The following is a 12,179-nucleotide window of genomic DNA, read 5'->3' on the forward strand; positions in this document are numbered from 1 at the left end:
CTTACGCTATCTGAGCCGCATTGCTAACCGCAGCTTTCGTCAGCGCATCCAGCTGGTCCGCCACCGAGGTGGTGTACTCTTCCGGAAGTACGAGGTCGCGATCGAAGGTTTCATCGAAGAGTTCGCGGGCCAGAGCCTGGTCCGCTTCTTCGAGGTTGCCGTAGATAGCGTCGACGAAGGATTCATCCAGATCATCATACAGAGCCATTTTGGTAACCCAGCGTTTGAGCTCACGGAAGGAGATGTTGTCGAACGCCTCCTCCTGCGAAAACGCAACACGGAACCGGAACGCGAACTCAACCATCAGTTGGATGTTGAGATCATCCACTCCAGTGTTCAGACCATGCAGAGCAGCCATCTCTTTCTCAGCCGACATGAAGTTGGTCTTGAAGGAGGTGAAGCGGCTACGTACTGCAGCGTTCTGTCCCTTCGTGCCGGCATACCGAGGATCACGCGAGGACTTACCACCAGTGTTATCGGTTGCGAACAACCGGAACGACGGGTGACGAACGATGTTCATCCCACCTTCGAGGCCGAGGAGTTCCCTCGGGTCCAGTTCAGGGTCAATCCCGTGGTGTTTCAGCGTCACGACTTCATCACCTTGGAGGATGTCGTTCAGACTGAGAAGCACGCCGGGATTCAGGCTGCAGATTTCGTCGATGGTGCAGCTCAGCCCATTGCGATAGGCATAACTCAGCACACCATCAACACTTTTCACACCGTCCTTCCCCAGGGTTCGGAACCCTACCAGGTAACCTTCATCAACACCGGGACCGGCATTGATTGCGATTGATGGACGGTTAAGACGACCATTGACTTGGCCGATGAGAGAGGTCTTGCCAGTCCCCTTCTCGCCTACCAGCATGATGGCGTCTTTCGTCGCCATGCTCAGGAGAATCCGGCGAACCAGGCTCTCATTGAACTTGTAACTGCTGTCGATACTCGGCGAAAGCGGATGACGCTCTGCTGGTACCGGGATCGGCTTCTCAAAACCCTTCAACGGGGTAGAGAAGCCGAACAGTTCGTGGACCATTACCGTCTCAAACTTTTGGCTGGTGACAGCTTGAATGTGAGCGGCTTTGATCTCTTCGACGGTGATGTTTTTCTTGGCTACGTTGTTCATTTGTATTTCCTCGCACCCGCCGCGCACGGGGCATTGAGATGTACACCCGGGCGCGGAGCCGGGTGTTGTGAGATCGGTGATCTCGAGCAAACACCCAGCTCTGAGCTGGATGTTTGGTCCAGCTCACAGAGCAAGGAGAGGCCCCTAAGGGGCCCGTTATTAGACGGCTACGCGGTCGTACATGGGGATCGCATCCGAGTCGTAAAACCCGAACATGATCATCCCAGCGCACAGTCGCTCTTCTGCGAGTCCGATTCTCCGAGCCAGCTCGGGAACCGAGAGATGCAGATCGATTTGCAGGTTGTTCAGCACGGCCCAGAAGGAGCGTGCTGGCAAAACCTGGACCTCAATGACCGGCAGGATGCCAACCATCACGATCTCTTCGATTTGCTCTGACCGAGGAACGTCGTAGACGGCTCCATGAACGAACCCCTTCTTCCACTCGTCGTAGGAGATGGTGTCGGGAGTTTCAGGGTTGTCAGATAAGGTCCGGCCTCGTAGCGCAGCCTGACGGCCTTGCTCCCAGCTGGTTGCCCCGAAATAGACTTCCTGGATGATCCCGAACAGTTCGTTGTCGCTGTATTGGCGTTGTTGCATAGCTAAAAGCTCCTACCCGCTGCAGACGGGAGAATTGAAGAGTTCACTCCCGCCTGCAGGTCGGGAGGGTCCGACCTGGCTTAGCCTGGTTGGTCGTCGTAGAGGCTTGCGATGTCGTCCCAGTTGCCTGGTTCTTTCGCTACCAACCAGCCCATTGCCCATGCCCTGCCCTCTTGGGACATGGATGGGTACGGATTGGATTGGTTGGAGTTGCCCGAACGATATGCTTCTTTACCTTGTTGAAACGCCTTCATTGAATGCTCCTTCCCGAAATCCGGGTGATGGCCACCCGAAACCCGATCACCGGGCCGGTTTTCCGATGTGCTTCATTTCCGCATGACAGGCCGCGAGGGCCAGATCCAGGGCAAACCTCGTGGCGAGGAAAGCCATCCCTAGTGGGGTGTGGAGAAGAATCGGTTTGAGCAATTTTCGAATTATGTTCGTTGTCCGCAGCACGTAATCGGCAATGATCACCGACCAATACATCATCGGAACAATTGCTTTTGGTGCTGGTATATCTCCCCCGCAGCCAACATAAAGGGCGAACCCGACTGATAGCTTTAGGTTAGAAACGAACTTGGATTTTTTGGTTTTCATGGTAATCACCTTCTAGTTAAGTTAGTTCATGGTTTTTCTCCTGTCCTAACCCCAGAGGTGATCATCCCCAAGGGGAATTTCACCCCCAGGGTATGTCCATGGAATTTATGGCGTGCTGCTTCGTGTTCCACCTACGCCGCCACCGGCACGCCGGCGCTCAACGTAGTCACAACCCCAGTAAATTGCGAATGCAAGAAACAGGATTCCGAGAGTCACACTGAAAGACATGGTCGCATCCTCGCGATGAGTAATAAGAGATTCTTTCGATCCTCTGCTCACCTAGGGGCTACGTGCACGCTTCTTTGCCCGACGCGATTTACGTTTTACCGTGCGCGTCGGCTTCATTTTAGGACGCTTCTTCCGTCCCTGAGCCGTTGAGTTCAACGTAATGAGTGCAGTCATCAATATGGAAACCACAAAGACTATGCGAAGTTCATTAGTAGACCATCCTACAAACAGGGAAGAGGCAGAAGCACCCATGATGGACGCAATGATCACGACCATCAGGTTTTTTATGTAGCTCATGTTGCCTCCAAAGTTACGCCGTCGCGTGTTATGTGAAACACGACCAGGGCGTCCCGCCGGAAGTGTTGAACTTCCGGCCCGAAAGGGCTGGAAATTAGCCCTCCGGTTGGAGGAATAGCGGTGGCATATCGTCGATTTCCAGAGAGAAGTCGAGCATGCCCTGCTTGCGCAGTTCAACTCGGTCCTTAACTCTGGCTTCTAACTTGGCTTTGATTTCATCTCGAAGCTCATTGTGTTTCCACTTGGGCATCGAGCGGGACCACGAACCGAGGTAATGCGCACCGTGGAAGTCGCTCCGAATCCTCGGAGACAGCAACCTGTGCGTTAGTACCTGCTTATTCGAGCCCCAGACCACATTGATGCCTTCCTCCCCGTCGGAGCTCATGATGAGTTCAGAGGAGTTGGCAATAAGCTGTAAACGCTCGTGGTACGACACCCTCCCAAACTCTTCAGCTAGTAAGGCGCCTTCGGCCAAGTAATTCCGCATCAGGAACTCACCAATCTTACGACTGGCGAGATCCTCAGCTTCCTTGTCACGGCGAATTCGTACAGCACGTTGAGCGTAGCGCTCCATTCGATAAGACTCACGCATGTAGCCTCCTCGAGGGCGCACCAGCCCCGTAGGGCTGTTTTGCCCCACAGGGTTGTTTAAATTCAGATTAGGTCTGCAAGTGTCAGACCTGCTTTAACGCTGTATCCCGACAAGCAACCTTCGAGGCATAGCCCCGCCATGTCACACCGTTTGGAGTGACTATCGCAGGGTGAGTCGTAGGCCATATGAGGGGCACGGAAAAACTCACCTGCGCGAAGCCGTTTGGCAACTACGCGGGCATATTCCACTGCTTCCCCAATGTCGGCCGCCGTCCGTTTTACCCAGTGGACTGGATGCCAGATGGCGTTCACAACTGATTTGGAGTCCGGTTTCGTGATGTTGGGCTTCTGCCCTGAGGCATAACCACAAAGCTTTGGCTCCCTGATTCCCAACTGCTGGCATGCTAATTTCACTGCCAGCCAGTAGTAGGTCAGCTGATACCCGTATCGGGAAAACAACTCACCCTCAGGCTGTGCAGCGGTTTTCCAGTCCAAGATCACGACGTCGCCAACATCAGCCAACATCTCCCCTTTCGGGTTGAATATAGGTTTTGTGCATTCACCGACAAAGTCGATTACTAGCGTGATGAAGGTACGCTCAGCGATTTTCAACTTGAACTGTCCTTCAATAATCAGTGGCTTGAGGCCAAGATTACGGAAGTAAGACGGAAAGCCTGCAGCTAATTGTTTACCAAGAACCTCTGCTGTTTCCCGAGACTTAGACTTGGCCATGCTTATCAACTTTCCGTCGGATAAACCTTCGAACTTGTTAATAAACTGAGTGGCCATTTCCTCCTCTGGAATGTATCCCTTGACGAACCCTTCGATCACCCAATGCAAGGCTGAGCCGAACAGTAGGTTGAGCGGGGTTGCCTCGGGTTTTACACGAGCTCGGTAGTACCCCAGCAGCCGAGTGCAAACCATGGATTTCATGATCTGCGTTGGAGACAGCGTTATGTCTACTTCATCCGGGAGTGGATTGAAGATGTAATGCGGATTCACGAACGAAGTCATGGGATCACCTTTTCTAGGCGCACACGACTACCCGAGGGCAATCTTGTCGCCCTCGTGGGTTCTTGAATGGTTTAGAAGTCTACGACTTCAGATTCTTTTTCAGGTTGGTCATCCTCACCGCGGAAAAAACGCCCTTGCGCAATTTCCAATTGCTCACCTTCTGGCTGTTGCCACAAGGATGGAGCTTCGAGAAGTTCAACTTGGCCTGTCATGGTGTTTCCTCCTATATCCCCGCTGCACCGGGAATAAGCTCGCGAAGAGATCCCGTGCAGGGGTAAGCATTGAAGCTGGAGGGTGCCTTTGACTGGTTAGTGTGCGAACACACATACCGAAATGGCGGGGAGATACACGTTCCTGGAACACGTCTACCTTGCAGGAGCAAAGGACATGCCTGGTATCTCGAGATTGTGGACTGATCAGACGATCGTCCAGTCTGTTCCAACAATGTCTGTGCTCATCTAACTCGAATTCGAGTATCGAGTCGCACCCCTGAAAACCTCGGTGAATTCACCAACGTAGTCTGGGTTTGCTCTTTCGGAGAAAGGCAAATGGGACAGACACTTTTTAGCCGAGCACATCCTAGTAGTCAAGATGTCCAAGGTCGAAACAAACCTACTCTGGGTTTAGCATGCGAAAAAAAACCCCAGACCAGCAAAAGCTGGACCGGGGTTTCTTGAGCGCTCACGCACAGGCACTGAGCAAGCCATCTGCGTTGGCTGGCTTGAAGCCCATGAAGATCCCACCTTCGCATGCTTTCGCACGTAGGAGGTGGAAGCGTTGCGGCAATGGCTGTCCAAAGACCTTCTCAACCACGATGATATCTTCCCAATCCTGGCCCTTGGCTCCAGGAGTGTGAATCACATCGGGCAGCATGAAGGCCACCTCGAACCCTTTACGCATCAGCTCAATAAAGAGCTTCCACGCAAAGGTTTGTCCATCGCCATATTTCCCACGTGCTTCGTTGTATGGGTCGTTATCAGACCAGATAACTACCCTATCGAATTCAGCACGATCGACAAACAACGTCGCCAGAGTGGTGCAGGCATGCGCTACTCGAACAGACTCGCCTGTTGCCAGGTGGATTGCCCATCCTTTCTCTACGCCTTCGGTCACATGCAGCGTCCTGCAACCTTCGACGTTTGCTACTCGGATTGACGCTCCTTTGAAGCCAGACAACGGGGAATCAATTTTCTTCACCTTCGAGACACCTTCCAGCTTATGACCATCCGGAGTCAGGTAGATCTTGTGGAAGTTCACCACTCGACCAGTCCTGCTCCGAAACGCCGACACGATGGCCGGGAACCGACCGATGAGCTCCTTCACAACCTGACCATCTTTCTTACGGGTTTCGTAATACTCGAGGGCCGGGTGGAATTTCACGTCACCAAGGTTGCTGTTAAGCGGGATACCGCGGTGTTGAAAGTATAAACGGCCAGGAAGAGCATCCGGGTGGGTTAGCGAGATCAAGCCTTGTGCAGTCTTGATGTGCTTCGCCTTCCGCTTCTGCTCATCCTCCGGACTTATGCCAGCCCGTGAATTGACCACTACAGGAGTGACCTTACGGGTATAGCTTTTGCCGCTTGTTAGTGCATCTCTGACTTTGAACATTACGTCGGTGAAGTTGCGACCGACGCCGTCCAGAATCAGAAGCTCTACTGGGTCCCGGCCACCGTCCTGCAAGCAGGAGCAGATAGCGCGGTCTTCGTAGCCCGGCTTGTTTGAGAATCTGAAATCACTCTTCCCTCCCCCATTCCGGTGACGGTGTGGGAAAGGGCAGTCGACCAGATGTCCATGGTTCTTGAGTGCAGCATCGAACGAGCTAGTCAAACGTGGGATCACGTTAAGCCAACCGCCGTTGCTCTTCACCAGTTCCAGGACTTCCTCAGACAGTTTCGGACGATTGTCGTCTTGACGATCCATAGCTACCTCCAATTGCAAGGCAGCCACGTCCCCTTAGGGATGGCTTGCCCTAAGGGTGGGAATTGCGCGAGCGCGAGTTTTTAAAGAACCCAGCTCCAGAATTCTGGGACTGGAATCTTCTCCAGACATCCGTGCGGAATTTCGCATGCGAAAGCTGGGGGAAAGATCACCTCCAACGCTAAGGAGGCCCCCAGCTGAAATCAAGGACATGAAGTCTACAAATGCAGAAAGGCCCGGTGCATCGCTGCGCCGGGCCTTTCGTCTCATCTGTCTAGGGCACCTCTAATACAGCCTGCAAAGGTTGTATTAGGGGTGCCCTTGACTAAGTCATAGGGCACGAGATCAGCATTCAACTCCAGCAGCTTCAAAGGAAGCACATCTGTCGTGTTGGACCTTCGTCATTGTGTTTCGCGCATCATCTCCCTGAAAAAGGAAGAGAGCAGCAGAAAGCGCAAAGGCAAAGGTGAGTGCATATTTCATGTCGTGGTCCTCAATGTGAATTGAGACGACCACTACCCTCCCGAAGGCGACGTGGATCGCCCTAGGGGTCGAGTGAGATTTGCTTAGAAAACACTCTGCGACGGAATAGCGAATGATGAGGCCAAGGGGGCACACACCAAACACCAAACCGAGCGAATGTCACCACAACGCAGCAACCAGCTCAGCAAAATTGGCGAATGGGCGTGTTCACACCAAAACGCAAAATCGCAGAGTGAAGTCCTTTACGAACTCACGCGACACTGACTTGTTAAAGAACGTGAAGCAGGTAGATCACGATGATCAAGATGCAATGCAACTGGAACATCGCAAAACGATGAACCAAGTGAAAAGCACCAGGTTCACCTTGAAGCGAGATGATCAGAACGGCGACTGAATACAGTCACTGAACCAATCTCCCACCACAACCCTTGAATTCAAAGGCGGGGGCGGGTTGTGATCAGCTATCAGTGAGTTCACCAACAGCGGGAGATCACGAGAAAACGCCTTCACGATAGGTCGCCCTACCCCGCCATTCAAGTACGCCGTGTCCCAAAATGAAAAAGGGCGCCTCAATTGCTTGAAGCGCCCTATTCCCCTACTGAAGTTTTAGTTCAGCCATCGGTCTCCATCGCTGCGACGCTGACGATGTCGATCTGATCCACCTTTATCTGCTTGGGCTGTTGTGATCCGCCGATCATCAGCATGCACCATGCCTTGGAAGGATCTTCGCTGACGCGATCATTCATCAAATACCCGGACGCTACCGCACTGTCCAGTGCAACCTTGATACCGATTACCTGACGCTCCGCAGTAATCGGTATGTATCCCTTACCATTCTTCTTCGAAGAACCATTCGGCGCAGCGGCCGGCCCCTGTTCCTGCGAAGGGGTGGTTACAACTGCTGGCGTATTTGTCTCGCCCTGGCCCTGGGCTTTTGACTGTCCCTCGGGTTTAGCATGCGAAACTGGGGACTGGTCGGTCTGACTAGGAGGGTTCGCCTGAGAAGAATTACCACCCTTCCCTACCCCATCTTGAGATGGATGCCCGACTTTTCCAGCTTGCTGTTCAGTTTGCGGTTCTTGTGCCGGAGGAGCTTTCGTGGGCACTGTCTTGCCTTTTGCTGCTCTGACCGCATCACGTACTTGCTGCCTGCTGATGGAGCCTTCCGCTTTTGCCCTTTCAATGAATGCAGTGAACGTCTCGGGCTGAAGGTTCTTCAGTTGCTTCATTTCCCGTAAGACTTCGCTGTCGCTCGTAATGCCTCCTTTGATCAGGTCAACCAGTTCCTCGGGAAGGTCTGCGAGTCCCAAATGAATAGAGATGTAGGTCTCGCTTTTCCCCATGTAGGTAGCCAAGTCCTGGTTGGACAGGGGCTCCCCAGCAGCCTTAGCTTCAGCTTTGGCTTCAGCCAAGGCTTGACCAACCTCATAGGGGTTGAGATTTTGCCGCTGCTCGTTTTCGATCAGCTGCGAGAGGATCTCCTTGGCCGGCGTGCGTTTCTTGCCGTCAACGATAGCTTTCAGCTTAAAGCCAGGGCGAAGTACCGCAGCGGCATAGCGACGACCGCCTTTCTTCAAGGGGTACTTCTGAGTTTCAGGATTCATCGGACCAACGATGATGGGGGTTTGCTGCCCTTCGTCATCGTAGCTAGCTGCCAGTTCCTCGATCTCCTTGAAGTCTTTCCTCACCTGGGGTTTGACCTCGATCTGATCTACGCTGAGGAGAATAATCTGATTCTCCTGTGCGGCCCGGCCAAGGTCCATCAGGTCATTCAGTCGAGTCAAACTCCCTAGGTCTAGTGTCTTAGCCATTAGATTGCCCCCACTTTCTTAGCGCGCGATTGGCTCTTTTTCTTTACCGGCTTTTTCTTCCGAGGCACCTTCGGTGCGATCACCACAGGCGTAATTTCTACGCCTGCTCGGTGCGCCATTTCCTCCATCAGCCTGATCATTTCTACGCCGGTCTCACGCTCAGCACCATTGGTTCGCATGCTCCAAACGGGCTTGCACTGGCGCAGCGCGGTATCAATTGCACCTCGGATCGAGAGACTGTTTTGAAGAATTTTGGGACCAACTACTTTTCGCAGGTCCTCCAACGACTCGCGGTGAGCGTTCACGCGAGTGTTGTATTTGTTACAGATGATCCCAGTTGGAGTGATCTGAGTGCCGAACAACGGCCCGACCATATCGAACGTCTCGATTAGAGAAATCACGCCATCTACAGCGAACGCCGCCAGCTCCACAGGTACAAAGATGTGATCCGATACCACAGATGCCGCAATCATCCGCACCCCATTGGTAGGTGGGGTGTCGATTACGATGTAATCGTAATCCTCTGCCAACATTTGGATGTGCTTGGCAAAGGGACCTACCGCCGACAAGCCAATCTGCTCTACTGAACTCAACTCATCGTCTTTGTTCAGGGCATAGATCAAGTCGGCGCCGAGTGCCGTCTGGAGGGGCTTGAGATCAGGCAGTTCTTCTTTGAAGAGATGCGCGCTGCGGAGCCCTCCATTGCGGGAATCAGGCGCGAGTCGACTGGAGAAGTTGCCTTGGCTGTCCAGGTCGATACCCAGCACGCGGTATCCCTGCTCTACCAAGTAAACCAGCCAATGGAAATCGATCGTCGTTTTGCCTACGCCGCCCTTCTGGTTAGTAACAGCATGGACGTCGGCGAGCAGTTTTCTCTTCTTGAACGGGATTGCGGCCATGTGAGGCTCCTTGTCTGCAATGGAGTCCACTCTAACCGCATTGCAGTCCATTTCAAGTCAAAACACCTGCTTTGCAGCTTTTTTTCATGGCGGCGACCGCATTGCAAAATCAATAAACAAAAAGGGGCGAATCCCCTCGCCCCTTCTCACTGAGTTTCGCATGCTAAACCGGCGTTACATCGGCACCTCTTGCGGGTGCACGGTCGCATGATTGGTATTGGTCGTGCGGTTCAAATACTCGACGCGCTTCGCTGCAGCGAGCTTGTCGTAGAAGCGCCCCATGTAAAGGTAGTACGTGCTCCCTTTGTGTACCGGTTCGAAATCCTTGATCCCGTAAGCTTCCAGGTAGCGCTGGAACTTCTGCCAGCTACCTTCATCCTTATAAACGTAGAGGACGTCGTAGATCACACGTGACTTTGGGGATACGACGATCGGTGCTGGGGACTGTACTGAAGATGTCACAGGGCCGCCGGCAAGCACCGCGCTACCAGCATCTGAGCCCCTCTGAATCACAACCGGAGAGATCTTAGGCTCGAACTTGGCCACAGTTACTACTGGTGCCTGCTTGGATGCGATAGCCAAGGGCTTCGCATCTTGTTTGACCGGCTTGTCGTCAACCTTGGCGTAGGTGGTTGGCTTTTCACCATAGGAGCCTGCGTAGACCGCTCGACCAGTGACGACCGGGGCCACGACTGTAGCCTTTTTGATTTCAGCGCCGGCCGTCAAGGCCGCTACCTCTGTCCGGGCTTTGGCGGTGATTTCAGTTTTCTCACGAGCGAGTCGTGCTTTGATTTCGGCGATTCGGCTCTCTGTTAAGCTCCCGATCTCAGGCGAAGGCTGATCCGTAATTGCTGCTGTCACCGCCACAGGTGTCTGCAGCTGACGGGAGAGATCAGCCAATCGTTCATGCTCTTTCTGAGCCGCTGCCAATTTCGTCTCAAGCTGGGAGAGTTGCCCTTTCAGCTCACTAATCTGGTTATTGATTTCAACAACCGCATTTGCTGCTCGCCGTTCAGCGTCCGCGTTAGCTACCGCCATTGCAAAGCGTTGCTTCTCAAGAGTGCGGGAGCTTTCCGCCTTTTGTTCCGCAAGCTGAGCTTTCAGTTTCGCCAGATCGGCCTGCTTGGCTGCATCAGCAGCTTTCAACTGCTCAATCTCAGCCATTGCTCGATTCTCAGCCTCGAGTAATGCGCGGTCACGGTCATTCTCAATGATGGACTGGCGTATGGCCGCCTTTGAATTCTCTTCAGCAACACGGGCCTGTGAGGCCTGGGTTGCCGCTTGGAACTCTTCAATCCGGCTCGACTCAGTTGAGGGAGCTTTACCCGAGCCTAGATCCTGTTCGTAGGCTGTTGTAGAAAGCGACGCCTCCAAGGCCTGCTTTTGCTTTTCGAGCGAATCAATCTGATCCTTGAACTCGTTCAGGCGGCGCATGTAGAGAATCTGCGATTCGGTGTACTTCTGGCTACCGAGACCATCCTGGATACGTTGATCGTACTGGGATTGAGGCTCGATGGAAGCTAGCTCCACCGGCTCATGGGTGGAGGTACAACCGGCTAACACTGCCGTCAGAGCGATAGCCAGCAGAGTTGGCACCGGGAATGGTCGGTTTAGCATGCGAAATTATACCTTCGGCCTCTGGCTACCCGCAGGATGGTCGGCAAGGTTCGGCAGGGCCATAACAATGGCTTCTGTCGTAATAATGGAAACGGAGTGCCCAAATTCGAGGGTAGGGCCTAACACTCGTCGACTTTGATGCCTAGCCGCTCCAGAAGCCCTGCGAATTGATCGTCACCTGTCATGAGAAAGCCCATCTGCCAATTGCCACTCGGTGTCTTCTGAATCACACAGGGATACCCCGTGTGATCGGATACCAGCCGGGTCAGACGTGCGATGTCGGCGTCTTGCTTGGGCAAGTTGACCTTTGGCTTAGGCTTGTTGAGGTGCTTGGCAACCTCATCTTCGATCCTCTTAACGCTCCACCCCAGCCTTACGGCTTTCGTCGCGACTTCACGTTGGATGCCTTTCGAGTCGAGTGAGCACAGCGGGCGAGCCTGGGTCGCCGTGAGTTTGCCGTGGATCAGGAAGTCCTTGGCAGTGATGTCCAAGGTGAGCAACCGCAGGTAGTTGGAAACGTGCGACCTGCTTTTACCCAGCTCCTTGCCTATTTGCTCGTGGGAGAGACCGGTTTCTTGTATGTCTGCATAGGCTTGAGCTTCTTCGATCGGGTTGAGTTGCACCCGGAGAACGTTCTCTACAGCAGAAATGAAACGGGCCTGGTTATCCGTGTAGTGCCCGATCCGACAATGCAGGCGTGGGATCATCTTGAGTTGCGCCGCGCGCCAACGTCGTTCGCCGGAAATGATGAAGTAGCCGCCCTGAGCCCGGGGACATAGCACCACCGGGGTTACATTCCCCCCGGCCTTGACCATGCTGTCACCTAGCTCTTCCAGCTCTGCAAGAGTGAAGTTCCGACGGGTTTGCCAGATGCCAGGCTGCATGAGATCAACATCGACGTCTCGGTGCTCAACAGGTACTAGGTTGATACCCAGGCAGTGGGACTCTGTGGGGTTGATTCCGGTCTCTGATTGATACACGTGAAACCCTCGTGCGTTCGTGAAA

13 protein-coding genes are annotated in these 12,179 nt (G+C 53.5%); all 13 read right to left on the reverse strand.

All coding sequences use genetic code 11. The features are described from left to right. Position 1: 1 nt before the first annotated feature. Positions 2–1,123 carry an AAA family ATPase gene (locus R5C80_RS00265; protein ID WP_272837750.1) on the reverse strand — a complete coding sequence of 374 codons (1,122 nt, stop codon included), beginning with the start codon at positions 1,121–1,123 and terminating at the stop codon, positions 2–4. A 159-nt stretch (positions 1,124–1,282) separates the two neighbouring features. Next, positions 1,283–1,720, reverse strand: a complete 438-nt coding sequence (locus R5C80_RS00270; protein WP_272837749.1) for a hypothetical protein — start codon at positions 1,718–1,720, stop codon at positions 1,283–1,285. 80 nt (positions 1,721–1,800) lie between these two features. Further along, on the reverse strand, positions 1,801–1,974 hold the full coding sequence (locus R5C80_RS00275) for a hypothetical protein (protein WP_272837748.1): 174 nt from the start codon (positions 1,972–1,974) through the stop codon (positions 1,801–1,803). A gap of 46 nt (positions 1,975–2,020) precedes the next feature. After that, positions 2,021–2,317 (reverse strand): hypothetical protein, encoded by a 297-nt coding sequence (locus R5C80_RS00280; protein WP_010792588.1) that lies wholly within the window; start codon positions 2,315–2,317, stop codon positions 2,021–2,023. A gap of 619 nt (positions 2,318–2,936) precedes the next feature. Further along, positions 2,937–3,434, reverse strand: a complete 498-nt coding sequence (locus R5C80_RS00285) for a hypothetical protein (protein WP_272837747.1) — start codon at positions 3,432–3,434, stop codon at positions 2,937–2,939. 62 nt (positions 3,435–3,496) lie between these two features. Next, a complete protein-coding gene (locus R5C80_RS00290; RefSeq protein ID WP_019484889.1) occupies positions 3,497–4,447 on the reverse strand; it encodes a PD-(D/E)XK nuclease family protein in 951 nt (316 codons plus the stop codon). 71 nt (positions 4,448–4,518) lie between these two features. Next, positions 4,519–4,659: a hypothetical protein gene (locus tag R5C80_RS00295; RefSeq protein WP_019439024.1), complete on the reverse strand. Its 141-nt coding sequence runs from the start codon at positions 4,657–4,659 to the stop codon at positions 4,519–4,521. A 469-nt stretch (positions 4,660–5,128) separates the two neighbouring features. After that, complete coding sequence (locus tag R5C80_RS00300; RefSeq protein ID WP_042854769.1) at positions 5,129–6,367, reverse strand: toprim domain-containing protein; 1,239 nt, start codon at positions 6,365–6,367, stop codon at positions 5,129–5,131. A 342-nt stretch (positions 6,368–6,709) separates the two neighbouring features. Continuing rightward, the gene (locus R5C80_RS00305; RefSeq protein WP_153274579.1) at positions 6,710–6,847 is read right to left on the reverse strand and encodes a hypothetical protein; all 138 of its coding nucleotides are present in this window, start codon (positions 6,845–6,847) and stop codon (positions 6,710–6,712) included. Between the two features lie 611 nt (positions 6,848–7,458). Then, positions 7,459–8,658, reverse strand: a complete 1,200-nt coding sequence (locus R5C80_RS00310; protein WP_319049640.1) for a ParB/RepB/Spo0J family partition protein — start codon at positions 8,656–8,658, stop codon at positions 7,459–7,461. Further along, complete coding sequence (locus tag R5C80_RS00315; RefSeq protein WP_319049641.1) at positions 8,658–9,557, reverse strand: ParA family protein; 900 nt, start codon at positions 9,555–9,557, stop codon at positions 8,658–8,660. The genes R5C80_RS00310 and R5C80_RS00315 overlap by 1 nt, the downstream gene beginning before the upstream one ends. A 174-nt stretch (positions 9,558–9,731) precedes the next feature. Further along, on the reverse strand, positions 9,732–11,174 hold the full coding sequence (locus R5C80_RS00320) for a hypothetical protein (protein WP_019484886.1): 1,443 nt from the start codon (positions 11,172–11,174) through the stop codon (positions 9,732–9,734). 119 nt (positions 11,175–11,293) lie between these two features. Beyond that, on the reverse strand, positions 11,294–12,154 hold the full coding sequence (locus R5C80_RS00325; protein WP_019484885.1) for a ParB/RepB/Spo0J family partition protein: 861 nt from the start codon (positions 12,152–12,154) through the stop codon (positions 11,294–11,296). Positions 12,155–12,179: the final 25 nt, after the last annotated feature.

This window comes from Pseudomonas sp. On1, from assembly GCF_033783325.1.

Excerpts from the sequence above, each read along its gene's own strand:
- R5C80_RS00265 (WP_272837750.1), bottom strand. The coding sequence starts at position 1,123 with ATGAACAACGTAGCCAAGAAAAACATCACCGTCGAAGAGATCAAAGCC.
- R5C80_RS00270 (WP_272837749.1), bottom strand. The coding sequence starts at position 1,720 with ATGCAACAACGCCAATACAGCGACAACGAACTGTTCGGGATCATCCAG.
- R5C80_RS00275 (WP_272837748.1), bottom strand. The coding sequence starts at position 1,974 with ATGAAGGCGTTTCAACAAGGTAAAGAAGCATATCGTTCGGGCAACTCC.
- R5C80_RS00280 (WP_010792588.1), bottom strand. The coding sequence starts at position 2,317 with ATGAAAACCAAAAAATCCAAGTTCGTTTCTAACCTAAAGCTATCAGTC.
- R5C80_RS00285 (WP_272837747.1), bottom strand. The coding sequence starts at position 3,434 with ATGCGTGAGTCTTATCGAATGGAGCGCTACGCTCAACGTGCTGTACGA.
- R5C80_RS00290 (WP_019484889.1), bottom strand. The coding sequence starts at position 4,447 with ATGACTTCGTTCGTGAATCCGCATTACATCTTCAATCCACTCCCGGAT.
- R5C80_RS00295 (WP_019439024.1), bottom strand. The coding sequence starts at position 4,659 with ATGACAGGCCAAGTTGAACTTCTCGAAGCTCCATCCTTGTGGCAACAG.
- R5C80_RS00300 (WP_042854769.1), bottom strand. The coding sequence starts at position 6,367 with ATGGATCGTCAAGACGACAATCGTCCGAAACTGTCTGAGGAAGTCCTG.
- R5C80_RS00305 (WP_153274579.1), bottom strand. The coding sequence starts at position 6,847 with ATGAAATATGCACTCACCTTTGCCTTTGCGCTTTCTGCTGCTCTCTTC.
- R5C80_RS00310 (WP_319049640.1), bottom strand. The coding sequence starts at position 8,658 with ATGGCTAAGACACTAGACCTAGGGAGTTTGACTCGACTGAATGACCTG.
- R5C80_RS00315 (WP_319049641.1), bottom strand. The coding sequence starts at position 9,557 with ATGGCCGCAATCCCGTTCAAGAAGAGAAAACTGCTCGCCGACGTCCAT.
- R5C80_RS00320 (WP_019484886.1), bottom strand. The coding sequence starts at position 11,174 with ATGCTAAACCGACCATTCCCGGTGCCAACTCTGCTGGCTATCGCTCTG.